This is a genomic window from Amycolatopsis albidoflavus, from assembly GCF_039525725.1.
Lineage (GTDB): Bacteria > Actinomycetota > Actinomycetes > Mycobacteriales > Pseudonocardiaceae > Amycolatopsis > Amycolatopsis albidoflava.
Genome location: NZ_BAAAHV010000031.1, coordinates 237638 through 260333 on the forward strand (window position 1 = coordinate 237638; position 22696 = coordinate 260333).

General features: G+C 69.6%; 25 protein-coding genes and 1 pseudogene. 13 read left to right on the plus strand and 13 right to left on the minus strand.

Annotated elements, in window-relative coordinates; translation table 11 throughout:
* Positions 1-5: 5 nt before the first annotated feature.
* Entirely contained in the window at positions 6-1385 is a 1380-nt protein-coding gene (locus tag ABD156_RS45630; RefSeq protein ID WP_344288109.1) for an aromatic amino acid lyase, read from the plus strand.
* A 4-nt stretch (positions 1386-1389) separates the two neighbouring features.
* Here ABD156_RS45630 and ABD156_RS45635 read toward each other — a convergent pair whose 3' ends face one another.
* Complete coding sequence (locus ABD156_RS45635) at positions 1390-2103, minus strand: ABC transporter permease (RefSeq protein WP_344288112.1); 714 nt, start codon at positions 2101-2103, stop codon at positions 1390-1392.
* Entirely contained in the window at positions 2100-2792 is a 693-nt protein-coding gene (locus ABD156_RS45640; RefSeq protein WP_344288114.1) for an ABC transporter permease, read from the minus strand. The genes ABD156_RS45635 and ABD156_RS45640 overlap by 4 nt, the downstream gene beginning before the upstream one ends.
* A 140-nt stretch (positions 2793-2932) precedes the next feature.
* On the opposite strand from ABD156_RS45640, the gene ABD156_RS45645 reads away from it, so the two are divergent.
* From ABD156_RS45645 to ABD156_RS45655, 3 genes are all read left to right on the plus strand, one after another.
* Complete coding sequence (locus ABD156_RS45645) at positions 2933-3850, plus strand: ABC transporter substrate-binding protein (RefSeq protein WP_344288116.1); 918 nt, start codon at positions 2933-2935, stop codon at positions 3848-3850.
* Positions 3851-3949: 99 nt separating this feature from the next.
* Positions 3950-4384, plus strand: coding sequence for an SRPBCC family protein (locus ABD156_RS45650; protein ID WP_344288118.1), 435 nt, complete (start codon positions 3950-3952; stop codon positions 4382-4384).
* Between the two features lie 113 nt (positions 4385-4497).
* The gene (locus ABD156_RS45655) at positions 4498-5511 is read left to right on the plus strand and encodes an NADP-dependent oxidoreductase (protein WP_344288120.1); all 1014 of its coding nucleotides are present in this window, start codon (positions 4498-4500) and stop codon (positions 5509-5511) included.
* Here ABD156_RS45655 and ABD156_RS45660 read toward each other — a convergent pair.
* From ABD156_RS45660 to ABD156_RS45670, 3 genes are read right to left on the minus strand one after another with little or no spacing between them, the layout of a single operon-like run.
* On the minus strand, positions 5501-6160 hold the full coding sequence (locus ABD156_RS45660; RefSeq protein WP_344288122.1) for a haloacid dehalogenase type II: 660 nt from the start codon (positions 6158-6160) through the stop codon (positions 5501-5503). The genes ABD156_RS45655 and ABD156_RS45660 overlap by 11 nt on opposite strands.
* A gap of 54 nt (positions 6161-6214) precedes the next feature.
* Entirely contained in the window at positions 6215-6619 is a 405-nt protein-coding gene (locus ABD156_RS45665; RefSeq protein ID WP_344288124.1) for an SRPBCC domain-containing protein, read from the minus strand.
* Positions 6616-7008 (minus strand): RidA family protein, encoded by a 393-nt coding sequence (locus ABD156_RS45670; protein WP_344288126.1) that lies wholly within the window; start codon positions 7006-7008, stop codon positions 6616-6618. Before ABD156_RS45670 ends, ABD156_RS45665 begins: the two co-directional genes overlap by 4 nt.
* 61 nt (positions 7009-7069) lie before the next feature.
* Here ABD156_RS45670 and ABD156_RS45675 point away from each other — a divergent pair, with 61 nt between their 5' ends.
* Positions 7070-8014 carry a helix-turn-helix transcriptional regulator gene (locus ABD156_RS45675; protein ID WP_344288128.1) on the plus strand — a complete coding sequence of 315 codons (945 nt, stop codon included), beginning with the start codon at positions 7070-7072 and terminating at the stop codon, positions 8012-8014.
* Here ABD156_RS45675 and ABD156_RS45680 read toward each other — a convergent pair.
* Complete coding sequence (locus ABD156_RS45680; protein ID WP_344288130.1) at positions 7995-8612, minus strand: TetR/AcrR family transcriptional regulator; 618 nt, start codon at positions 8610-8612, stop codon at positions 7995-7997. The two genes, ABD156_RS45675 and ABD156_RS45680, sit on opposite strands and share 20 nt — an antisense overlap.
* 120 nt (positions 8613-8732) lie before the next feature.
* Here ABD156_RS45680 and ABD156_RS45685 point away from each other — a divergent pair, with 120 nt between their 5' ends.
* Positions 8733-9779 carry an NAD(P)-dependent alcohol dehydrogenase gene (locus ABD156_RS45685; protein WP_344288131.1) on the plus strand — a complete coding sequence of 349 codons (1047 nt, stop codon included), beginning with the start codon at positions 8733-8735 and terminating at the stop codon, positions 9777-9779.
* 106 nt (positions 9780-9885) lie between these two features.
* On the opposite strand, the gene purU is transcribed toward ABD156_RS45685, so the two are convergent.
* The 5 genes and pseudogenes from purU to ABD156_RS45710 all read right to left on the minus strand — a co-directional run bounded on the left by purU (position 9886) and on the right by ABD156_RS45710 (position 13449).
* A complete protein-coding gene (gene purU, locus ABD156_RS45690; RefSeq protein ID WP_344288308.1) occupies positions 9886-10737 on the minus strand; it encodes a formyltetrahydrofolate deformylase in 852 nt (283 codons plus the stop codon).
* Positions 10738-10782: 45 nt separating this feature from the next.
* Positions 10783-11394: pseudogene (locus tag ABD156_RS45695) on the minus strand (maleylpyruvate isomerase family mycothiol-dependent enzyme); the annotation flags it as partial.
* Positions 11291-12088 (minus strand): DedA family protein, encoded by a 798-nt coding sequence (locus ABD156_RS45700; protein WP_344288133.1) that lies wholly within the window; start codon positions 12086-12088, stop codon positions 11291-11293. The gene ABD156_RS45700 and the pseudogene ABD156_RS45695, both read right to left, overlap by 104 nt.
* A 69-nt stretch (positions 12089-12157) precedes the next feature.
* Positions 12158-12958: a class I SAM-dependent methyltransferase gene (locus ABD156_RS45705; RefSeq protein WP_344288135.1), complete on the minus strand. Its 801-nt coding sequence runs from the start codon at positions 12956-12958 to the stop codon at positions 12158-12160.
* On the minus strand, positions 12937-13449 hold the full coding sequence (locus ABD156_RS45710; RefSeq protein WP_344288137.1) for a DUF2505 domain-containing protein: 513 nt from the start codon (positions 13447-13449) through the stop codon (positions 12937-12939). Before ABD156_RS45710 ends, ABD156_RS45705 begins: the two co-directional genes overlap by 22 nt.
* A 341-nt stretch (positions 13450-13790) precedes the next feature.
* On the opposite strand from ABD156_RS45710, the gene ABD156_RS45715 reads away from it, so the two are divergent.
* From ABD156_RS45715 to ABD156_RS45745, 7 genes are all read left to right on the plus strand, one after another.
* Positions 13791-14846 carry a UDP-N-acetylmuramate dehydrogenase gene (locus ABD156_RS45715; protein ID WP_344288139.1) on the plus strand — a complete coding sequence of 352 codons (1056 nt, stop codon included), beginning with the start codon at positions 13791-13793 and terminating at the stop codon, positions 14844-14846.
* Between the two features lie 175 nt (positions 14847-15021).
* Positions 15022-16209, plus strand: coding sequence for a L,D-transpeptidase (locus ABD156_RS45720; RefSeq protein WP_344288141.1), 1188 nt, complete (start codon positions 15022-15024; stop codon positions 16207-16209).
* A gap of 28 nt (positions 16210-16237) precedes the next feature.
* On the plus strand, positions 16238-17059 hold the full coding sequence (locus ABD156_RS45725) for an alpha/beta fold hydrolase (protein WP_344288143.1): 822 nt from the start codon (positions 16238-16240) through the stop codon (positions 17057-17059).
* 13 nt (positions 17060-17072) lie between these two features.
* Positions 17073-18371: a D-inositol-3-phosphate glycosyltransferase gene (gene mshA / locus ABD156_RS45730; RefSeq protein ID WP_344288145.1), complete on the plus strand. Its 1299-nt coding sequence runs from the start codon at positions 17073-17075 to the stop codon at positions 18369-18371.
* Positions 18368-18880 (plus strand): type III secretion system chaperone family protein, encoded by a 513-nt coding sequence (locus ABD156_RS45735; protein WP_344288147.1) that lies wholly within the window; start codon positions 18368-18370, stop codon positions 18878-18880. The genes mshA and ABD156_RS45735 overlap by 4 nt, the downstream gene beginning before the upstream one ends.
* A 65-nt stretch (positions 18881-18945) precedes the next feature.
* A complete protein-coding gene (locus tag ABD156_RS45740; RefSeq protein WP_344288148.1) occupies positions 18946-19770 on the plus strand; it encodes a DUF4349 domain-containing protein in 825 nt (274 codons plus the stop codon).
* Positions 19771-20190: 420 nt separating this feature from the next.
* A complete protein-coding gene (locus ABD156_RS45745; protein ID WP_344288150.1) occupies positions 20191-20940 on the plus strand; it encodes a phosphoglyceromutase in 750 nt (249 codons plus the stop codon).
* Positions 20941-21085: 145 nt separating this feature from the next.
* On the opposite strand, the gene ABD156_RS45750 is transcribed toward ABD156_RS45745, so the two are convergent.
* Positions 21086-22000 carry a hypothetical protein gene (locus ABD156_RS45750; RefSeq protein ID WP_344288152.1) on the minus strand — a complete coding sequence of 305 codons (915 nt, stop codon included), beginning with the start codon at positions 21998-22000 and terminating at the stop codon, positions 21086-21088.
* Positions 21997-22623 (minus strand): DNA-binding response regulator, encoded by a 627-nt coding sequence (locus ABD156_RS45755; RefSeq protein ID WP_344288154.1) that lies wholly within the window; start codon positions 22621-22623, stop codon positions 21997-21999. The genes ABD156_RS45750 and ABD156_RS45755 overlap by 4 nt, the downstream gene beginning before the upstream one ends.
* Positions 22624-22696 lie beyond the last annotated feature (73 nt).

Here is a 22696-nt window from a genome sequence, read left to right on the forward strand (position 1 = left end):
CCATAATGGACGAATTGGGGCCGGTCGAGGTCAGCCCGGCTGCGCGAGAAGCGCTCAAGCGGCAGCGCGAGGCGATGCTGGCCGCGCTCGACAACGACAGCCCGATCTACGGCGTCAACACCGGGATGGGGCGGCTCGCCGGGACCCGGCTCACCATCCAGCAGCAGGCCGACCACCAGCGCAATCTCCTCGTCGGCCGGGCGGTGGGCGGACCGCCGTGGTTGTCGCCGGAGTTGACCCGGGCGTTGCTGCGCATGCGGTTGCGCGGGTTTCTCCGCGGCGACGCGGCGGTCAGCCCTGAGCTGGTCGGCTTCCTCGCCGACCGGATCAACGACGGGTTCCTTCCCGCGGTCCCGCGCGACAGCCTCGGCAGCGCGGGCGAGATCATCCCGCTGGCGCACGCGTTCCAGACCTTCGTCGGGCTCGGCACCGTCATCGAGGACGGCGTCGAAGTCCCGGCGGCGGAGGCGCTGCACCAACGCGGGGTGAAGCCGTTCGCGCTCGGACCGAAGGAAGGGGCGAGTCTGATTCAAGGCTCGCCGCTGGCCGAGGCGTACGCGTGGGTTTGCGGCGAAAGAGCGCGTCGGCTGGTCGATTGGCAGACGGTCTGCGCGGCGATCACCGTGGACGTTCTTGGTGCACCGCAAGCGATTTACCGCAGTACGCGGATCGAGAAACTCATCGAAGGAGCCGTCGCAAAAAAGGGAGTCGTGCAGGCGCCGATCTCGGTGCGAGTCGGCCCGAAGGTGCTCGAATACGTCAGCCACACCGTCGAGGAACTGCGGGAAACCCTGCACGAGTCCTGGGAAACTCCGGCGGACTCCCCGGCCTTCCTCGACGGAGAGTTCATCCCGACGACCGGCTATCACGCGGCCGCGCTGGGCCTCCGGATGGACGCCGTCAAGGCAGCGCTCATCCACGCGGCCGAGGTCTCGGTGCAGCGCCTCCACCGCCTCCTCGACCCACAGTTCAGCGGTCTCCCGCCCCAGCTTGCGGTGGATCCAGGTCCACAGGCTGGGCTCACACCACTGCACAAACGCGCGGCCGGCGAGCTGCACGCGATGCGGCGGCTGGCCGCACCGGCGACGCTCGGGTCGATCGACACTTCCGCTGGTCAGGAGGACGTGCAAGCGTTTGCCAGCAAGGCTGGTGCCGAGCTGGAGACAGTCATCGACCGCTTCTTCGCCATCACCGCGTGCGAGCTGATCGCCGGGCGGCAGGCGCGGTATCTGCTCAAGACCCCAGGAGCACCGAGGCTGGCCGACGCCTACGCCTGGCTGGCCGAGAGGATCGAGCCGGTGGTGGTCGACCGGTCGCTGGGCGCGGAGATCGAGCGGCTGGCCGCGGTGTGTCGTGAGTGTTCGTCACGGTTAGAACCGGCATAAACACTCACGAGTCCCGCCGTGCCTGCTTCAGCGCGAGACCGCGAGGCGTAGCCAGTTTGGTCAGCAGCGCGAACAACCCCTCGCACACCAACGCCAGGATCACCACCGCCACGCCGCCGCCGAAGATCTCGCCGTGGCCCTGCTCGCCGAGGGCGAAGCCGTCCACGATGTAGCGGCCGAGACCGCCGCCGTCGTTGACGATCGCGCCGATGGCGACCGTCGCGATCAGTTGCAGGAACGCCACTCGCGCGGCGGCCACGATCACCGGCGACGCCAGCGGCAGTTCCACGCGCAGCATGATCTGCCATTCGCGATACCCGGTGCCGCGCGCCGCGTCGACGACCTCCTGTTCCACCTGCACCACCCCGGCGTAGGTGTTGGTGAACAGCGGCGGCAGCGCCAGCGCGACGAGCGCGAGCAGCAGCGGCCAGAAGTCCGTGTTCGCACCCCAGCGGCTGGCCAGGAACCAGAACAGGATGATCAGCCCGAAGCTCGGGATCGCGCGGCCGATGTTCACCGCGCTGCTCGCCAGGAACTGACCGCGCCGGTAGTGCGCGAGCCACAGCGCGAACGGGACCGTCAGGACGATCGAGATCACCAGCGCCAGCGCGGAAAACCACAGATGCTGCACCGTCCGGAACGGAATCCCGGCCGGATCGGTCCAGCTCCAGCGGTTCGGATCGGCAAGCCATTGGCTCAGCTGCGCGAAAAAGCTCATCGGACCGCCCTCCGCGCCCACGGGGCCAGCGCGCGTTCGCTCAGCCACAGCAGCAAATCGACAAGCACGGCCAGCGCGATCGACAGCACGATGCCGACGATGATCGGGCTCGGGTTGGGGATCGGCGTCTGGATGCCGGCGCGGATGAAGTAGCCGAGCCCGCCGTTGCCGAGCAGCGACGTGACGGTGACCAGGCCGATCGTCGTCACCGCGGCCACCCGCAGCCCGGCGATCACCACCGGCAGCGCGAGCGGCAGTTCCACCTGCCACAACAGCCGCCGCCGCGTGAAGCCCATCCCGACCGCGGCTTCGCGCACCTCGGTCGGCACCTGCTGCACGCCGGTCACGATGTTGCGGATCAGGATCAGCAGCGTGTACGTGGCCAGCGGGATCACCGAGGTGGCGAAGGTGAACCCGAGCAACGGAACCAGCAGCGCGAACGCGCCGAGGCTCGGGATCACGTAGAGCGCGCCCGCGGCGCCCACGACGAACGGATAGAACCAGCGGTAGCGCAGGCACAGCGTGGCCAGCGCGAGCGACAGCACGAGACCGACGCCGAGCGCGGTCGCGGTGAGGGCGATGTGCTCGCCGAGCCGCTGAAGAATCGCGTCAGCGTTGCGTTCGACCCACCGCCATTCGAAGAGGGGACGGCTGCTGTCGGCCAGCAGCGGGGTCACGGACGCGTGCACGGCGCGACCTTACCCCGATCGAGCGACAATATTCCGGCCGTTGAGATTCCGTGGCGAGGATTCCTAACCAGTGGTTTCTGTCGGGGGTCGCGGTTAGGGTCCATTCCCACTAACGAGTGAACTGAGGAGTGTGGGGACACGTGCGCTGGACCCGGAACATCCGAGTGGCCGCGCTGCTGGCGACGGCCGCGCTCGGCTTGACCGCGTGCGGTGGGGGAAGCGACCAGCCGGCCGCGCCGAGCAAGGGCGGCGCACCGATCGTCGTCGCCTCGTTCAACTTCACCGACAGCCAGATCCTGGCCGAGATCTACGCGGGCGCGCTGGAGGCCAAGGGCTATCCGGTCACCCGGAAGCTGAATCTCGGCTCGCGGGAGCTGGTCTACCCGTCGCTCAAATCCGGCGAGCTGCAGTTCCTGCCGGAGTACCAGGGCGCGGCGATCACGACCGGCTTCGGCAAGGAGGCCACTAAGGACGCCAAGGCCGAGCACGACCAGCTGTCGAAGCTGTTCGCGCCGGAGGGCGTCGGCCTGCTGAACTACGCGGCCGCGGAGGACAAGAACACCTACATCGTGAAGGCCGACGTCGCGAAGTCGAAGGGCATCGCGTCGATCAGCGATCTGAAGAAGCTCGACAAGGTCGTCATGGCCGGTCCGCCGGAGTGCGAGAAGCGGCTGCCGTGCTTCAAGGGCTTCAAGGACATCTACAAGCTGACCAACGCCACCTTCCAGACGGTGCAGGAGGCCGGGCCGCGCGTGCAGCAGCTCAACTCCGGCGCGGTCACGGTGATCCCGGTCGACTCGGTCAGCCCGCTGGTCGGCGACTCGCAGTACGTCGCGCTCAAGGACGATCTCACCATCGTGCCCACCGAGAACGTGGTGCCCGCGGTGAACAAGAAGGTGCTCGACGAGCGCGGCACCGATTTCGCGACGGTCGTCAATGCGGTCAGCGCGAAGCTCACCACGGACGGCATGCGCGAGCTGAACAAGCGGGTCGACGCGGACGGCGAGCCCGCCGCCGACGTGGCCAAGGACTGGCTGAAGCAGCAGGGCCTGTCCTGACGCTCTCCGGGAGTGGCGGGTGCGTACCGCCACTCCCGGGGTTTCCGCGCGTGTGCGAAGGTGACTGCGGCGGAAACCGAGGAGAGCAGGGGAAACGACATGGGCAAGGTCACGGCCACCGCGGAGCGCACGATCGACGCGCCGGTGGAACGCGTGCGTGAGCTGGTCGCGGACTACGCCGAGACCCGGCCGAAGCTGCTCACCGAGCACTACCGCGACTACGAGGTCAGCGAAGGCGGCGTCGGCGCCGGCACGAAGGCCAGCTGGAAGCTGCAGGCCACGTCCAAGCGCGTGCGCGACGTCGCGGCCACGGTGACCGAGCCGGCGCCGGGCACCCTCGTCGAGACCGACGCGAACTCCAGCATGGTCACCACCTGGACCGTCACCGCCTCCGGCGAGCGTTCGCTGGTCCGCATCGAGACCAGCTGGGACGGCGCGGGCGGGGTCGGCGGCTTCTTCGAGAAGACCTTCGCGCCCGGCGGGTTGAAGAAGATCTACGACGGCGTGCTCGGCAAGCTCGCGGAGATCGTGTAGCGCTTGCCACAGCTCCGGGGACAATCGGAATGCGCGCCCCGGTTGCTTCGTTGGCCGGATAGACGGGGCGCGCGCCCCGCTTCAGTCCAGCTTGAACGAAACGGAGTTCGACGGTGAACGCACCCACAGCGACCGAGATCCGGCTCGCGGCCCGTCCGCACGGCGTCCCGACCATGGACACTTTCGACATCGTCGAGACCGAGGTGCCGAAGCCGGGTCCCGGGCAGATCCTGGTGCGCAACCTGGTGATGAGCGTCGACCCGGCGATGCGCGGCCGGATGAACGACGTGAAGTCCTACTCGCCGCCGTTCGTCGTCGGCGAGGCCATGCAGGGCGGCGCGGTCGGCGAGGTTGTCGAGTCCACTGTGGACGACTTCGCGCCCGGCGATCACGTGCTGCACCAGGCCGGCTGGCGCACGCACGCGGTGCTCGACGCCAAGCGAGCGGTCAAAGTGGACGATTCCGTCGCGCCGCTCTCGACCTACCTCGGCGTGCTCGGGATGCCGGGCCTCACCGCGTACGCCGGACTGCTGGTGAGCGCGGAATTCAAGCCCGGCGACACGGTTTTCGTGTCCGGCGCGGCCGGTGCGGTCGGCTCGCTCGTCGGACAGCTGGCGCGGCTCAAGGGCGCCAAGCGCGTGATCGGCAGCGCGGGTTCGGCGGAGAAGGTCCGCTACCTCACCGAGGAGCTCGGCTTCGACGCCGCCTTCAACTACAAGGACGGGCCGGTCGCCGAGCAGCTCGCCGCGGCCGCGCCCGAGGGCATCGACGTCTACTTCGACAACGTCGGCGGCGAGCACCTGGAAGCCGCGATCGCGTCGATGAACCTGCACGGCCGGATCGCCATCTGCGGCATGATCTCGCAGTACAACGCCACCGAGCCGACGCCGGCGCCGCGCAATCTGGTGCAGCTCATCGCGAAGCGGATCACCATGCGCGGCCTGCTCGTGCTGGACCACTGGCACCTGATGCAGGAGTTCGTGGCCGAGGTCGCGCCGCTCGTCGCGTCCGGCGAGATCAAGTACTCGGAGACCTTTGTGGACGGTATCCGCAACGCGCCGGAAGCCTTCCTCGGTCTGCTCAGCGGGGCAAACACCGGCAAAATGCTGGTGCGCCTCAGTTCCTGACGATCGCGTCAGCCAGCTTGGGCATCGTCGCCGCCGTGTAGGTGGCGGCGGGCAGGCCGGGCAGCGGATGGACTCCGGGACGCGCGAGCAGCGCGGTCCGGAGTCCGGCGGCTTGTGCCCCGGCGATGTCCCAGCCGTGCGCGGCGACCATCACCGCCTGGCCAGGTTCGACGGCGAAGGCGCGCAGCACCTGGTGGTAGGGCTCCGGCGCGGGCTTGAGCCGGCTGACTTGCTGTGCGGAGAAGATCCGGTCGAATTTCGTTGCCAGGCCAGCGTTCTGCAGCTGTGCTTCGGCGGTGGCGAGCGGCGAATTCGTGAGGGCGACGACCTGATGTCCGGCCTGGTGCAGGCGGTCAAGGCCGGGTACGACGTCGGCGTGGGCGGGGAGAGAACGCAGGCCGTCGCCGACTTTCGCCAGCTCGGCGTCGGTCAGTTCGTGGCCGTGCCGTGCGCAGACGGCGACGGCGGCTTCCCCGGCGATCTGCGCGAAATCGCGGTACTGGCCCGCCGCGGTCACCGTGAGCACAGTGTGGATCGCGAGGGTGAACCATTCCTGCCGTGCTTCCGGGGCTCGGGTGAGCTGGGTGAACAGCGGGTCTAGCGCGGTCAGGTCGAGCAGCGTCTCGTTGACGTCGAACACGCAGAGCATCGCGCCTCCTGCCGGTGAACCGCTTGCGCACCAGGGTCCTCCGTCAGTCGCGGGCTAGGCAAGCGCGGTGATCAGTTCGGTGAGAACTCCCTGCCAATGGCGGCGCTGCTGCTCCCGTTCGGCGGCATTGGCCAGCCGCTCCTGGTGAATGCGCAGCATCGCTTTGCCGGGACCGCTGGCGCGCACCGCCAGCTGCAGGGTCGTTTCGTGCGACCAGCCGGTCGGCTGCCAGGTGAGCCGGATCCGGTCCATTTCGCGGAAGCTGCGCGTCTCGCCGCGGATTCCGTCGGCGGTCTCGTATTCGACGCCGGGTTCGGGTTGGACAGTCACGCCCTCGCCGAGCCAGATCGCCACGCCTTCCGGCGAGGTGATGAAGTCCCACACCTCTTCGGCGGAGCGGCCGATCGTTTTCGAGACGCCGATCTGCCAGCCCGCGTCCTTGGTCTGCCCGACGCTCATCGGGTCACCGCCGCGATCGCGCTGACCTCGACGAGCGCGCCCGGCACGGCCAGCCCGGCCACTCGCTGGACGGTCACCGGCGGCGTCGCGTCCGCCAGCGCCGCGGCGGCGGCCGGATAAGCCTGGGCGAGATCGACCTCCGCGACCAGCAGGATGTTCAGCATCACCACATCCTGAACGGTCGCGCCCCCGGCGGCCAGTGCCGTCTTCAGGTTGGCCAGCACCCGCTCGACCTGCGCGGCGACGTCGGATCCGCCGACGAGCTTGCCGCTCGCGTCGACAGCGTTCTGGCCGCCGACGTAGATCGTGGTCGCGCCGGGCGGAACCGCGGCGACCTGCGTAAAGGCGGGGGATTGCACGAGCCCTTCGGGGCGGAGCAGCTGAGTCATGAGACGAGTATGAGCAGATACCCGGTCGGATACTGTCCTAGTTTTGCGCGAGAATCGAACTATGACCACCACGAGCCGCCGCCTGGAGACGCTGGCCCTGCTGCAGGCGCGCCCCGGCATCTCCGCCACCGATCTCGCGGCCCGGCTCGGCGTCACCGAGCGCACCACACGGCGCGACATCGCTCAGCTGCGCGAACTCGGCTACCGCATCGACGGCGAACCGGGCCGGGCCGGCGGCTACCGGCTCGCGCACGGCACCGCGATGCCGCCGCTGTTGCTCGACGCGGACGAGGTCGCCGCCGTTTCGCTCGGCCTGCAGACGGCAGTCGCGGTCGCCGGGCTGGAAACCGCCACGGTGACCGCGCTGGCCAAGCTGACCCAGGTGGTCCCGACCCGATGGCAGACCCGGCTCGCCGCGCTCGGGGACGTGGAATCGTTGCCGGGCAAGCCTTTCCGGCGAGCAGCGCGGGACACCCTGGTGCCGCTCGCGTTGGCTTGCCGGGCCGGTGAAGCGGTCCGGATCCGGCATCGAGTCTTGGACGCTCCGTCGGTGAAACCGGTTGATGTGCAACCACATCGGCTCATCACCGTCCGGCGGCAGTGGTATCTCGTCGCTTGCCCGCGCGGGGCAAGCGAATGGAAAACCTTTGCGGTAGATCGGATCGAGGCGGTCCAGTCGCTCGGGATCAAGCTGACCGCGCCGGAGCCACCGTCCACTGTGGCCGATCTGGTCACGGACGCGGGCTGGCGGCATCGCGTCCGGGTGCGGGTGCACACCTCCGCCGACCTGGTCCGGGAACTCGTCGACCCGAGCGTGGCCGCCGTGGTCGAGGACGGCGACGAATGCGAACTCCGCTTCGGCACCGACGATCTCGACTGGGCCGCGCGCTGGCTGGCTTACCTCGATGTGGATTTCGATGTCCTGGAACCGTCCGCGCTCACCGATCGCTTGCGCGCCTTAGGTGAATGGCTGGCCGCCCGCTACGTCACCACTCCGCCGGACTGATTTCCGGATTCCCGGCGCGATAAGCCTCGACCACGATCCGCGCCGCCCGCCGGGACTTGGCGACCACCTGCTCCGTCGGATAACCGAGCCATTGGTAGACGCCGTTGAGGTAGAAATCGCCGTACCCGTAGGCCTGGGTGTGCAGCTGCTCCATCAGTTCCAGCGCGATAGCCGGGTCCGGCGCGATCGTGAGGCAGCGCAGCAGCGACGCGTCGATCAGCTCACGGCGAGCCTCGTGCAGTTCGATGTGCTGCGCGTCGGCCAGATCCGCGGCGAAGAACACGTGCAGCCCGATCCGGGTGTCGATCAGGAACTGGGTGTGCGCGGCAGCCACGGCGGCCAGCGCGGCCCCGTCGTCCGTTTCGGCGGCGGCTGCTTCCTCGGCGAGTTCGCGAAGCTGGCGCGCCGCGACCGTGCCGACTGCAGCTAGCAACGCCGCGCGGTCCGGGAAATGCCGGTAAGGCGCCGCGGCCGAGACCTTCGCCCGCCGCGCGGCTTCCGCGACCGAGAAGCCGGCGACCCCGTTTTCGGCGATCAGGTCGAGCGAGACGCGCACGAGCTCGGCGCGCAGGTTGCGGTGGTGGTACTGCGCCGCCATGCCGTGTGTCACACCCGATCGTGGTCGTGCCGAGGAATAAGCCGAGGCCCACGCTAGTCTATGTAAGAGGGTTCTTACATTGACTTCGTTCCCGAAAATCGGGACACCCAGGAGGGCTTCATGACCACGACCACCTCCGCCATCGCCGCCGCGGCGCCGGGCGGACCGCTGGCCCCGACGACGATCGAGCGCCGCGACCTGCGGCCGGACGACGTGCTGATCGACATCGCCTACGCCGGCATCTGCCACAGCGACCTGCACCAGGTCCACCAGGACTGGGGGACCGCGATCTTCCCGATGGTCCCGGGCCACGAGATCGCCGGGGTGGTCGCCGCGGTCGGCGCGAACGTCACGAAGTACCAGGTCGGCGACCGGGTCGGCGTCGGCTGCATGGTCGATTCCTGCGGCGAATGCGAGTACTGCCGGGCCGGATCCGAGCAGTTCTGCGTCAAGGGCAACGTGCAGACGTACAACGGGGTCGGCTTCGACGGCGAGAACACCTACGGCGGCTACAGCCAGCAGATCGTCGTGAAGGACGCGTTCGTCTGCCGGATTCCGGAAGGCATTTCCCTCGACGTCGCCGCGCCGCTGCTGTGCGCGGGCATCACCACGTACTCGCCGCTGCGCCGGTGGGGCGCGGGGCCGGGCAAGAAGGTCGCCGTCGTCGGGCTCGGCGGGCTCGGTCACATGGCGGTCAAGCTGGCCGTCGCGATGGGCGCGGACGTCACCGTGCTCAGCCAGAGCCTCAAGAAGCAGGAAGACGGACTTCGCCTCGGCGCGAAGGACTACTACGCGACCAGCGACGAGTCGACCTTCGAGACGCTCGCCGGCCAGTTCGACGTCATCCTCAACACCGTCTCGGCGAAGCTGCCGGTCGACGCCTACCTCAGCCTGCTGCGCGTCGGCGGCGCGATGGTGAACGTCGGCGCGCCGGGGGAACCGTTGGAGTACAACGTCTTCTCCTTGCTCGGCGGCAACCGCGTGCTCGCCGGTTCGATGATCGGCGGCATCGCGGAAACCCAGGAGATGCTGGACTTCTGCGCCGAGCACGGCGTGGGCGCGGAGATCGAGACGATCAGCGCGGACCAGGTGAACGAGGCGTACGCGCGGGTCGAGAACAGCGACGTGCGCTACCGCTTCGTGATCGACACCTCGACGATCGGCTGACGCCCGCGCTCGTGCGTCGCTTGCGTTCCTGCGAACGTCCGTGAGGGGAACCCTCAGGGACTCTGAGTCCCTCAGGGTTCCCCTCACGTACCTCGGCGCCAGCGCGTCAGAGCACCATGGTTCGGTTGCCGTGCACCAGGACGCGCCCTTCAAGGTGCCATCGCAGTCCGCGCGCGAGCGTCACCTTCTCGATGTCCCGGCCCTTGCGCACCATGTCCTGCACCGAATCGCCGTGGTCGACGCGGATCACGTCCTGTTCGATGATCGGCCCGGCATCCAGGTCCGCGGTGACGTAGTGGCAGGTCGCGCCGACGAGCTTCACGCCGCGCGTGTGTGCCTGGTGGTACGGCTTCGCGCCGATGAACGACGGCAAGAAGCTGTGGTGGATGTTCAGCGCGCGCCCGGCCCACTCCGTGCACAGATCCGCGGGGAGTACCTGCATGAACCGCGCCAGCACGATCGCGTGCGGGTCGTGGGCGTCGACCAGTTCGCGGACCTTGGCGAACGCGGCCGCTTTGCCCTCGGGGTCGCCCGCCGGGAACGGCACGTGGTGGAACGGGATCCCGTGCGCGCGGGTGATGTCGGCGAGCGAATCGTGGTTGCCGATCACCGCGGCGATGTCGACGTCCAGTTCGCCGGAGGCGACGCGGCCGAGTAGGTCGTACAGGCAATGCCCGGCCTTCGACACCAGCACCACCGCGCGCGGGCGCTCGCCGGTGTCGCGCACTTGCCAGCTCGATTCGGCGGACAGCTCGTTCGCCACCTCGCCGAACCGCTCGCGCAATCCCGCGGCGTCGAACGGCAGCGAATCGGCGCGCACGACCTGGCGGGTGAAGAACCAGCCCGAGTCGGGGTCGGTGTGATACGCCGCCTCGGCGATCATTCCGCCGTGGTCGGCGAGGAAGCCCGAGATGCGGGCGATGATGCCGGTGCGGTCGGGGCAGCCGAAGGTGAGCACGTAACGCTGGGGTTCTGACACGCGCCCATTCTCACCGGCCGCTGGTCAGGGCGCTGCGAGGGGCTCCAGAAGGGTGGCGTCGCCGACTTTCTCCGCGTGGTTCGGGCGGCCCCACAACGCACGGTAGACGTCGTCGGCGGGGCCGGTGAGCGTGAGGTCCGGGACGCCTTCGCCCAGCGCCGGCGGCTCGTCGGCGTGCAGCAGAACGGTCCACGTCCGCGTGTCGGTGCTGACCTGGACGATCCCGTCGCGGCGGCTCGGCGCGGCCCGGCGCGGGGTCAGGAAGGCGAGGAACTCGTCGATGCCGTCCTCGGCGAATTCCGTGCGGTACTGGGTGGCCGGCGGGGTGGGCAGGGCGCTTTCCGCGTCGAGCCGGTGGATGGCGAACTCATGCGCTAGCCGGCGCGTCCAGTCTCCGACGGTGACCGGGCCGCCGCGCGGGAACGGCGACCGCAGCGGGGTGTCCGCCGGGCGGCGCAGGGCTTCGCGGACGGCCATGCGTTCGCCGTCCAAACAGCCGAGAGCGTCTTCCCAGGTGGCCGCTGTCGGTGGCTCAGCTTTCCGGTCGGTGATCGCAGCGACCGTGTACGAGAGCACCGTCGTCAGGTGCGTCACCAGGTCCTGCACTGTCCATTTCGGACAGTTCCGGACCGGCGCGGCCGGGCCCGCGGCGAGCGTCGCGGCCTTGATCCGGTCGGCGTGAATGTCGATCGCTTCCAGCAGACGTGGCGCGTCCATGCACTGACCGTAGCCTGCGCACGCGCACCCGACGGCCGAATTCGATGAGCGCGACCAGCAGCAGGCCGAGCAGGAACGAGAGCAGCAGGCCGTACACCGGACGGTCGGCGAACGCGGTGCCGCCGGCGAGCCCGATCAGCGCGCTGTACACCGACCAGAGCGCCGCGCCGACGGCGTCGAGCGGCACGAACCGGCGCAGCGGGTAGCCGAGGCTGCCGTTGGCCAGCGCGCTCGCGACGCGGCCGCCGGGCAGGTAGCGGGCGGCGATGATCAGCAGCGGTGCTTGCCTGCGGACTTGGTCGCGGGCCCATTCGTAGCGTTGCCGTCCGGACGGTCCGCGCTGCAGCCAGGCGACGGCGCGCGGTCCGGCGGCGCGGCCCACGGCGTAGCCGAGACAGTCGCCCGCCCACGCGCCCGCGGCGGAGACGACGACCAGCAGCGCCAGCCTGCCGACGTCCGGTCCGATCAGGACGGCCACGGTCACCACGGTCGTTTCGCTCGGCATGAACGGGAGCAGCGCGTCCAGTCCGGCGATCGCGAACACGAGCACCCACAGCCAGGGCGAGCCGAGGGTGCCCCGGATCAGCTCGGTGACGTGTTCCAGCAGTTCCACCCGCTCATCGTCAGCACTGAAGGTCACCAAGGGATGACCCAGCGGGGTGCGGGTGGTGAACAGGTGGGTTCAGCGCGGCGCGACGCTTTCCCAGGCCACGGTCAGTTCGCCGAGCCTGCGCCGGTCCGGATTGCCGAAAACGGGCCAGCCGCGGTCGGCGAGCATGGCGACGGTGGTGGTCCAGCGGGCGCGCACGCCGAAGGAACGGTGCGGTGCGGCGGCTGCCCAGCATTCGTCCAAAGTGGACATGAGGGCGTGCACGCGTTCGCCGGGAACGTTGCGGTGGATGAGGATCTTCGGCAGTCGTTCGGCCACTGTGGACGGACGGTCGAGTTCGGCGAGGCGGAGCGACAGGGTGAGCGTGCGCGGCCCGCCGGCGCCGACCACGACCCACGTGACCAGCCTGCCGATCTCGTCGCAGGTGCCCTCGACGAGCAGACCGTCCGGCGGCATCGCGTCGAGCATCAGCTGCCACGCGCCGGGGACCTCGTCCTCGGCGTACTGCCGGAGCACGTTGAACGCGCGCACCAGGACCGGCCGCGTCCCGGCCAGCTCGAAGCCGCCGCGCCGGAAGTCGAGCCGAGGCGGATCGGCGGCGGGCTGGGCGGCGGCGACGCGTTCCGGGTCGAGTTCGAGCCCGAGCACCCGGACGTCCGGCCGTACGCGCGCCAGCCAGCGAGCCAGTTCGACCGTGGTGACCGGCGACGCTCCGTAACCGAGATCGACGACAAGGGGACTTTCGCCCCGCCGCAGCAGCCGGGTGACGGCCGGATCGCTCGCGAGCCAGCGGTCGACCCGGCGCAACCGGTTGGGATTGGTGGTGCCCCTGGTCGGGGCGCCCACCGGGGTCAGGCGTGCTCGGCCAGCCACTGCGCGGTGAACTCGTCCTCGTTCCGCAGCAGGTTGACCACCTGCTCGGAGACGAACTCCTCGATCCGGCCGCCGAAGAGGGGGATCCGGACGACTACCTCGCCTGAGGTGCGGAGGAGGACCTTGCCGTCTTTCGCGCCTCGGGTGAGGTAGGTGGAGGCGCTGATTTCGCCTGGCACGCCGCCGACGCTGACGTCGGACCGGCCGGTGTACTCGTCGCCGGACCGCTTCCAGGTTTGGGTGCGGTTGACGATGATGTCGCCTTTGTGGAGGGCTCGGACGGCTTGGGGGAGTTTTGCCGCCTTGATGCCGTGTTGGAGTTCGTAGCGCACGGAGTCAGCTTCGGCTTCGGCGGTGTAGGTGAGGAGTTTGGCGTCGTCTCCGCCTTGTTCGGCCAGGCGGGCGCGGAGGGCTTCTTCTCCGGCTACTGCGGCGAAGACGTCCGCTAGTGAGCCGTCGAACTCGCCGCGGTGTTCGATCCGGGATCCCATGAAACGGACACTACCGGGTGGGGGGCTCGTCGCCTGGCGGCGACATTGGCCCTCCGTTGGTTGCGTGGGGCACCCCGAAGGTTGATTGTGCTGACGGTTCGGGGGTGCTTGTCAGGGCGGGAAAGATGCCTTGACAAGCACCCCCGAACCGCAGGGGGGCTTCGTATCGGGGTTGGGGGAGGGGCTGGGTGCCTCGATCGTTGGGTGCAGCGGCTGCGGTTCGCGGGTGGTGGGGCGGTGGGTCGTGAGGGGAACCCTGAGGGACTCAGAGTCCGTGAGGGTTCCCCTCACGGACGGTCCTCGGGGGGCGGGGGCGGAGCGGGGCAGTACCGTCAAGCTTCGTGGACATCGCTGAAACGCCTGGTCCGGCTCACCTCGCCGAGTACACGACGCTGCGCCTCGGCGGGCCGGTGCGCCGGTTCGTCATCGCGGCCACCGCCGCGGAGCTCGTCTCCGCTGTGCGCGACGCCGACGACGCGGGCGAGCCTGTGTTGCTGCTCGGTGGTGGGTCGAACCTCGTGGTCGGCGACGAAGGCTTCGACGGGACCCTCGTGCGGATCGCCAACACCGGCTGGACCCGAGACGGTGACATCGTCGAGGTGGCCGCCGGGCAGGAGTGGGACGCGTTCGTTGCCGCGCTGGTCGACAACGGTCTTGGCGGGCTCGAGTGTCTCTCCGGGATCCCGGGGTCGGTCGGGGCGACGCCGATTCAGAACGTGGGGGCGTACGGCGGCGAGGTGGCCGAGTCGATCGTTTCCGTCGAGCTGTACGACCGGGCGGCGAAGGAAGTGCGCACGGTCAAGGCTGACGAGCTTGGCTTCGCCTATCGCACCAGCGTGCTCAAGGGCACCGATCGCGGCGTCGTGCTGAGTGTGCGGTTCCGGATCGATCCGAGCGGGCAGTCCGCGCCTATCCGGTACGCCGAGTTGGCGCGCACGCTGGGTGTCGAGATCGATGCGAAAGTCCCCGCCGCGCAGGCTCGGGAGGCAGTGCTGGGGTTGCGGCGTGGCAAGGGCATGGTGCTCGACGCCGCTGATCACGACACCTGGAGTGCGGGGTCGTTCTTCACCAACCCGATCGTTCCCGAAGAGGACGCGCCGAAGATCCTCGAGAGGATCGCGGAGTCGACCGAGGGCAAGATCCCGCAGTACCCGGCGAGCGGCGGGGTGAAGTTGTCCGCCGCGTGGCTGATCGAGCGGGCCGGGTTCGGCAAGGGGTACCCCGGGCCTGGCGGGCGGGTTTCGCTGTCCACCAAGCACACTCTCGCGCTCACGAACCGCGGCGGGGCCAGTACGGAAGACCTGCTGCGGCTGGCTCGCGAGGTCCGGGACGGGGTCGAAGAGCGGTTCGGCGTGCGGCTGCGGCCGGAACCGCTGCTGATCAACTGTTCGCTCTGACGCCATCGGGGTAACCCGGGTGAGCCAGGTGACAGTAAATCGGCAGCAACCGGGCGCCGGGTGAAACGTCTTGCGGGATGGAGAGGAATTTCCGGTTCGCAGGTAACGTCGAAGCGCTCACCGGCGCTGATGTGCGTGGGAGATGCCGGTGCGGGGGACAAGTGGAGGTAAGACCGTGATCGAGCGCCGTACGGTGTTCAAGGCCGTTCTCGCGACCGGCGCGGCGGCGCTGGCCGCCGCGTGCTCGGGCGGCAGCAACGACGGCACCGCCTCGCCGCAGGGCGGGAGCGGCGACAACGGCGGCAAGCCGGTCGCCCCGGTGGCGAAGCTCACCGCGACCCCGGCCGTCGGGGCCAAGGACGCGAGCGTGCGCGAGCCGGTGGTGGTGAAGGTCGCCGAAGGCAAGCTCACCGAGGTCAAGCTGACCAACGAGGGCGGCGACGAGATCAAGGGCGAGATCGCCAAGGACGGCCTGTCCTGGACCAGTTCCGAACCGCTCGGCTACGGCAAGACCTACAACTACGCGGCCAAGGCCACCGGCACCGACCAGCGGCCCGCCGAGCTCAAGGGCTCGTTCGCGACGATCAGCCCGGCCAAGACGGTGCGCGCCACGCTGAACCCGGGCGACAACGCCGAGGTCGGCGTCGCGATGCCGATCAGCGTGAAGTTCAACGGGGCCGCTCCGAAGGACCGGGCCGCGGTCGAAAAGGCGCTCAAGGTCAAGACCAGCAAGGACGTCGAGGGCTCGTGGGCCTGGATGTCGGCGAACCAGGTCGACTGGCGGCCCAAGGAGTACTGGCCGGCCAACACGAGCGTCGAGGTCGAGGCGAACCTGTACGGCGTGGACCTCGGCGGGGGCGTCTTCGTGAAGTCGGACGTCAGCACCAAGTTCAAGATCGGCCGCAACCAGGTGGTCAAGATCAACACGCCGGACCATGTGATGAAGGTCTACCGCGGCGGTGCGGAGAGCGCGAGCTACCCGTGCTCCAACGGGCTCGACTCGGTCGTCGACCGCAACACCCCGAACGGCACCTTCATCATCATGTCGAAGGAGCCGCACGCGGTGTTCGACAACGCCCGCTACGGCTACACCAACGTCAACAAGAAGTGGGCCTGCCGGTTCTCCAACCACGGCGAGTTCATCCACGAGAACCAGGACAACGCGGCCGCGATCGGCAAGACCAACAACTCGCACGGCTGCGTCAACCTGCTCGAGGCGGACGCCAAGGCCTACTTCGACACGGCGATGATCGGCGACCCGGTCGAGGTCACCGGCTCGAAGCTGGGCAGCCCGACGAACTCCGACGTCAAGGACTGGTTCTACGACTGGTCGACCTGGAAGTCGCTCTCGGCCGCGAAGTGATCCACTGGCCGTCTGCTAACAAGTAGAAGTGAACACTGAGGTAACCGGGGCCGGCGGCGTGCGGATCGCACTGCGCGTCGAAGGCCCGGAGAACGCGCGTCCGATCGTCTTCGTGCACGGCTGGGCCCAGTCCGCCGCGGCCTGGTCCGCTCAGCTGGCCGACCCGGCGCTGCGCGGGCAGTTCCGGCTCGTCGCGATGGACCTGCGCGGGCACGGCGCGTCCGACGTCCCGAAGGACGGCTACGACGACCCGGCGCAGTGGGCGGGCGACCTCGCCGCGGTGCTCGATTTCGCCGGTCCGGACGCGATCGTCGTCGGCTGGTCCTACGGCGGGCTGGTGATCACGGACTACCTGCGCGAGCACGGCACCGCACGGCTCGGCGGCATCGTGCTGGTGGGCGCGATCACCGAGATCGGCCGCAAGCGCGAAGGCGGCGCGACCGGGCCGATCATGCGGGCCGCGCTGCCCGCCGCGCTTTCGGACGACGCCGAGGTGGCGATCCCCGCGCTGGTCGAGTTCACCCGCGCCCAGGCCAGTGCGAAGGTGCCCGGTGGGTACGCACAGGCGATGCTCGGCAGTTCGCTTTCGGTGCCGCCCGCGGTGCGCGGCGCGCTGTTCCGGCGGGACATCGGCAGTGGTGACGTGCTTGCCGCGGTCGACAAGCCGACGCTCGTGGTGCACGGCTCGGCCGACGGTGTGGTGGATCCTTCGGCGGCAGAGTATTCGGCCGGGAAGATTCCGGGGGCGGTCCTGCGTTGGTTCGTTGAGGCCGGGCATCTGCCGTTCGTCGAGGAGCCGGAGGACTTCAACTCCGTGCTGCGGCGGTTCGCCGGGGACGCAGCCGAGTAGCAGGAGTGACTAGGTGACCCTCAAGGGATTCATCGCGCAGCCGCGCCGGATCGCGGTCTTGTCCGTGCACACCTCCCCGCTCGAGCAGCCGGGCACCGGCGACGCCGGCGGGATGAACGTGTACGTCAGCCAGACCGCGCAGGAGATGGCGCGGCGCGGCATCGAGGTCGAGGTCTTCACCCGGGCGACGTCGTCGGACCAGCCGCCGCTGGCCGAGCTGGCGCCCGGCGTGACGGTGCGGCACGTGCCGGCCGGGCCGTTCGAGCCGCTGGCGCGCGACGAGCTGCCCGCGCAGCTGTGCGCCTTCACCTCGGGCGTGCTGCGTGCGGAGGCGTTCCACGAGCCGGGCTACTACGACCTGATCCATTCGCACTACTGGCTGTCGGGCCAGGTCGGCTGGCTCGCTCGGGACCGCTGGGGCGTGCCGCTCGTGCACACCGCGCACACGCTGGCCAAGGTCAAGAACTCACTGCTCGCCGAGGGCGACAAGCCCGAGCCGCGCACGCGGGTGATGGGCGAGGAGCAGGTGGTCGCCGAGGCGGATTGCCTCGTCGCGAACACGCAGGTCGAAGCTCGGCAGCTGGTCGATCTCTACGGGGCCGCCGCGCCCGCGGTGCACGCCGTGCCGCCGGGGGTCGATCTCGAACGGTTCACGCCCGGCTCGCAGCAGGACGCGCGCCGCGAGCTGAACCTGTCGCCGGACGCGGTGGTGCTCGCCTTCGCCGGACGGATCCAGCCGCTCAAGGCCCCGGACGTCCTGCTGCACGCGGCGGCGGAAATGCTGCGGCGGCGGCCGGAATTGGCGTCGCGGCTGGTGGTTCTGGTGGTCGGCGGACCGTCCGGGACCGGGCTGGAGCAGCCGCAGGCGTTGCGCGAGCTGGCGGTGTCGCTGGGCATCGCCGAGCAGGTGCGCTTCCTGCCGCCGCAGAGCGGGCTGAAGCTGCGCACGGTGTTCCGCGCGGCCGACGTCGTCGCGGTGCCGAGCTACAACGAATCCTTCGGTTTGGTGGCGCTCGAAGCGCAGGCGTGCGGCACGCCGGTGGTGGCGGCCGAGGTCGGCGGGCTGCCGGTCGCGGTGCCGCACGGGGTGTCCGGGCTGCTGGTTCCGTCGCACGGCGCGGAGGAATGGGCCGACGCGCTCGCCGCCGTCGCGCTGCGGCCGGATCGCCGAGCCGAACTCGCGGCCAACGCGGTGCGGCACGCGCAGCGGTTTTCCTGGCGGCGCACCACGGATTCCTTGCTCGACATCTATGCTCAGGCGACCAGAGCGTTCCGGCAGGCGCTGGAACTGCGGGCGGAGGTGGCAGTGTGAGCCTTGACGCGACTATCAAGTCCACTTTGGACTCAAGTGGGCTCAAGTACGACCGTCGCGGCGAAGGCCGTTATTTCGTGACGTTGCCGGGAACCAAGAAGCTGCAGACCAACTGCTGGCTCGTGGACGGCGACCACGCGTTCTCGGTGGAGGCGTTCGTCTGCCGCCGTCCCGACGAACGGCACGAGGACGTGTACCGGTTCCTGTTGCAGCGCAACGCCCGGCTCTACGGCGTGCACTACACAGTGGACAGTCTCGGCGACATCTACCTGGTCGGCCGCTTCGGCAAGGAGACGGTGACCGAGTCCGAACTGGACAAGATCCTCGGCCAGGTGCTCGAAGCCGCCGACGGCGATTTCAACCCGCTGCTGGAAATCGGATTCGCCACGTCGATCAAGCGCGAGTGGGACTGGCGCGTCTCGCGCGGCGAATCGCTGGCGAACCTGCAGGCGTTCAAACACCTCGCGGAACCCGCCGACGGCCACGAACCGGGGTTGACCGACTCGTAACCGATTCCGTGCAACGCCTTCTCCGGTCGTCTCGTCTCACCGCCGACGACTGGAGGGAGACGGGGATGCGGACTCGATGGAGATACGCGCTCGCCGGCGCCGCGGTGTTTCTGCTGGCCGGATGCAGCAGCAGCAACAGCGCGGATTCGGCGAGGTCGGCGATGGCGCCCGCGCAGCAGCAGGGCGCGGCGCCTAAGCAAGGCAACGCGCAGGCGTCGGTGCCCGCGCCCGGCGCGACCGATCGCAAGCTGGCGCGCAGCGCGCGGCTGGACCTGACCACGCCGAAGACCGACGACGTCGTGTCGCGCGCCAAAGCGATCGCGACCGGCGCGGGCGGCTATCCCGGGCAGGAGAGCGCGACGGACGATTCCGCGTCGCTGACCTTGTCGGTGCCCGCGGAGAAGCTCGACGGCGTGCTCGACCAGCTCGGCGGGCTCGGCCAGGTGAAGCGGCGGGAGATCAGCGCGCAGGACGTCACCGCGCAGGTAGTCGACGTGGACGCGCGGCTGGCGACCCAGCGGGCGAGCGTCGACCGGATGCGCGCGCTGCTGGCGAAGGCGCAATCGGTGTCCGAGATCGCGTCCGTCGAGAGCGAGCTGACCAGTAGGCAGGCCACGCTGGAGTCGCTGGAGCGGCAACAGGCTTCGCTGGCCGGGCAGGTCGCGATGGCAACTGTGTCGCTGTCGGTGACGAAGCAGGAGGCGCCTGCGGCACCGGCGGGCGGCTTCCTCTCCGGGCTGTCCGGGGGATGGGACGCGTTCGTCGCGTTCTGCAACGGACTGGTGCGGGTGCTGGGCGTGCTGCTGCCGTTCGCGATCGCGTTCGGGATTCCGGCGGGCGCGGTGTTCTGGTGGTTCCGGCGCCGCCGTGGGGCCAGGCCCGCGGAATGAGGGCTGGCGGAACGGCTCGAGGGAGGGGGGAGTCGCGATCTCGAGCCGTCCCGCTGCAGGTCCCGCCTTGCTGGACCCGGTGACGAGGGGGATGCCAACGGGGCCGGCGGGCCGCGGCTCGGCAGGGGGGAGACGAGCCGCGGTCACTGCCCGTGATCAGCCGGGAGTGCGTGGAATCCGGCTGAGCGGGACATGCCCAACCTGTCAGATGTCGACCAGTAATCACAAGACTACTGGTTACTCCGTTCGAGTGAAATTCACTCACGGGGATAACAGTGTGCAGCGCCTTGCACTCTTTGACCCGCTTGTCGGCAACCCGGCTGCGCGTCGGGTGAAGGTGTTACTCCCGGGTAACGCACTCTGGGTAGAGGGGTGGACGCACTACTGGCAGCGCTCGCGCGCTCTGGCAGGCTGGTGGCCATGGCCGAACTTGGGACCCTGGTGCTGCTGCGGCACGGACAGAGCACGTGGAACGCGGAAAACCTGTTCACCGGCTGGGTGGACGTGCCCCTGTCGGAGACCGGCGAGCGGGAGGCCCGCCAGGGCGGGCAACTGCTCGCCGAGTCGGGGCTGCTGCCGGACGTGGTGCACACGTCGCTGCTGCGCCGGGCGATCAGCACGGCGAACATCGCCCTCGACGCCGCCGACCGGCACTGGATCCCGGTCAAGCGCGACTGGCGGCTCAACGAGCGGCACTACGGCGCGCTGCAGGGCAAGAACAAGAAGCAGACGCTGGACGAGTTCGGCGAGGAGCAGTTCATGCTCTGGCGCCGCTCGTACGACACGCCGCCCCCCGCCATCGACCCGAAGGACGAGTTCAGCCAGGCCGGCGACGCGCGCTACGCCGACCTCGGCGACCAGGCCCCGCTGACGGAATGCCTGAAGGACGTCGTGGCCCGGCTGCTGCCGTACTGGGAGTCGGCGATCGTTCCCGACCTGCGGGCCGGCCGCACGGTCCTGGTGGCCGCGCACGGCAACTCGCTGCGCGCGCTGGTGAAGCACCTCGACGGGATCTCCGACGACGCCATCGCCGCGCTGAACATTCCGACCGGGATCCCGCTGCGCTACGACCTGACGCCGGACCTCAAGCCGGTCAAGGCGGGCGGCGAGTACCTGGACCCGGAGGCGGCGAAGGACGCCGCCGCCGCGGTCGCGAACCAGGGCCGCTGAGCCCTCGCACGCTCGGCTCGTGAGTGGCGGCGCCGGTTCTCACCGGCATCAGCACTCACGAGCGGGCGGCGGCTTGGCCTCCGACGGCGGCCCGGGCCCGTGTGGTGTCGTGAGTGGCGGCGCCGGTGAGAACCGGCATTGCCGCTCACGAGCCGCCGGTGATCGCCTTCATCCCGGACACTTTCCACTCGTCGCCCTGCCGCACGAGGTCGAGGTGCACCGGCAGCCGGTTGTCGCCGGGGTTTTGGCCGCCGCTCGTCGTCAGCAGCGCGGCCAGCACCGCCGACGCGTGCGTGCCGTCGGGGCTGAGTTCGGTCAGCGCGGCCGTTGAATCCGGGCCGTAGCTCGCTTTCTTCCCGGTCTGCTTGATCCGGTCCACGGTCTCCTGCCGGCTCTTCTTGAACTCAGTCAGCAGTGGTTCGGCGGCGACGTTCTCCCAGGCCGTGTAGTTCGCGTCGATGTTCTGCGGGTCGACGGTCATCAGGATCCCGCCGTCCCGGCGAGCCGCCTCGACCGCGGAATCCCTAGCCGCCGCAAGGCCTTTCGCTCCAGCCGCGGCCGAAGCGATCGGGCCGCGCGGGTCGAAGTTCAAGTCCTGCAACAGCCAGTGCCCGTTCGTCCGGACCGCGGTGACCAGCATCAGCGCGCCCGCCTGGTTCGCGGCTCCGTCGGGACGCTTGCTGTGCTGCGTGGCCGCCACCAGCATCCGCGCGCGGTCCGGCGTCAGCTCGGCCAGCCCGGTTTCCACGACCTGCGTCTGCGTGCTCACCGGCTCGGTGCGGACCTCGGCGAAGGTCTTGTCGAACTGCGCGCGGGCCGCGCCGGTCAGGTACTCCTGCTCGGTTTTCGCGACCTCGTCCGGTTTGGCGGAGTCGTAGGTGAACGCGGACTCCACGGCCTTTTTGATGCCGGACACCGCGTCGCTGGTCGCCTTGGCGTCCACATAGGCCACATTCGCCGGAGCAGGCGCGGGGGGAGCCGCGGGCGGTGCGGTTTGGCCGGACACGGCTCCGCCGCAACCGGCGGTGAGCAGGGCCGCGGCGAGGACAGCGCGCCTCACAGCAGGCCCGCCTCCCGTGCGAGAGCACCTGCTTGGAACCGCGACGTCGCACCCAGTACATCCATCAATTCGGCCACCCGCCGACGGTACGTCCGCAGCCCGACGCCCATCTCCCGGGCCGCCTTTTCGTCCGTGGAACCGGAAGACAGCAGGTCGAGCAGCTGCGGCGTGTACTGGCGCAGCTCGGCGAACCGCGTCTCGTACGCCTCGAAAGCGGTCGACGAGCGCCAGGCGGCCTCGAACAGCGACGAGATGCCACGCACCAGGTCCGGTTTGCGCACGACGCTGTAGCCAGGCCCGGCGGCGAGGATGGCGATGCGGCCGTCGAGCAGGATCGTCTCGTTGATCTCGTGGTCGCTGATCCGGACTTCCGCGCCGAGCCGGTGCAGCGTCCGCAGGTGCTCGGCTCCGGCCGGATCGAGCAGCACCCGCGAGAGGTAGACCTTCCGGATCCGCAGCTTCCGCTGTTTCGGCAGCTCCTGGGCGAATTTCTGCATCGCGGACCAGGTGTGCAGGTCGTTCGCGGCGCAGGCGAACTCGTCCGCGCCGGCGAGCAGGTGCCCGGCGCGTTCGACCAGTTCACGCTCGTCGCGCAGGTTCGCGATTTCCTCGGCTCGGGGCACGCCGTCCAGTGTCCTGCGTTGGCAGCTTGCTGCCAAACACACCGCTGGGATTGACCGCGAAGCAGGCTGGAGA

What these genes read in the sequence shown, in the direction of transcription:
- ABD156_RS45675 (WP_344288128.1), top strand. Translation starts at nt 7,070, where the DNA reads ATGACCACCACGAGCCGCCGCCTGGAGACGCTGGCCCTGCTGCAGGCG.
- ABD156_RS45635 (WP_344288112.1), bottom strand. Translation starts at nt 2,103, where the DNA reads ATGAGCTTTTTCGCGCAGCTGAGCCAATGGCTTGCCGATCCGAACCGC.
- ABD156_RS45745 (WP_344288150.1), top strand. Translation starts at nt 20,191, where the DNA reads ATGGCCGAACTTGGGACCCTGGTGCTGCTGCGGCACGGACAGAGCACG.
- ABD156_RS45685 (WP_344288131.1), top strand. Translation starts at nt 8,733, where the DNA reads ATGACCACGACCACCTCCGCCATCGCCGCCGCGGCGCCGGGCGGACCG.
- ABD156_RS45670 (WP_344288126.1), bottom strand. Translation starts at nt 7,008, where the DNA reads ATGACTCAGCTGCTCCGCCCCGAAGGGCTCGTGCAATCCCCCGCCTTT.
- ABD156_RS45680 (WP_344288130.1), bottom strand. Translation starts at nt 8,612, where the DNA reads ATGGCGGCGCAGTACCACCACCGCAACCTGCGCGCCGAGCTCGTGCGC.
- ABD156_RS45630 (WP_344288109.1), top strand. Translation starts at nt 6, where the DNA reads ATGGACGAATTGGGGCCGGTCGAGGTCAGCCCGGCTGCGCGAGAAGCG.
- ABD156_RS45650 (WP_344288118.1), top strand. Translation starts at nt 3,950, where the DNA reads ATGGGCAAGGTCACGGCCACCGCGGAGCGCACGATCGACGCGCCGGTG.
- ABD156_RS45710 (WP_344288137.1), bottom strand. Translation starts at nt 13,449, where the DNA reads ATGGGATCCCGGATCGAACACCGCGGCGAGTTCGACGGCTCACTAGCG.
- ABD156_RS45665 (WP_344288124.1), bottom strand. Translation starts at nt 6,619, where the DNA reads ATGAGCGTCGGGCAGACCAAGGACGCGGGCTGGCAGATCGGCGTCTCG.
- ABD156_RS45660 (WP_344288122.1), bottom strand. Translation starts at nt 6,160, where the DNA reads ATGCTCTGCGTGTTCGACGTCAACGAGACGCTGCTCGACCTGACCGCG.
- ABD156_RS45740 (WP_344288148.1), top strand. Translation starts at nt 18,946, where the DNA reads ATGCGGACTCGATGGAGATACGCGCTCGCCGGCGCCGCGGTGTTTCTG.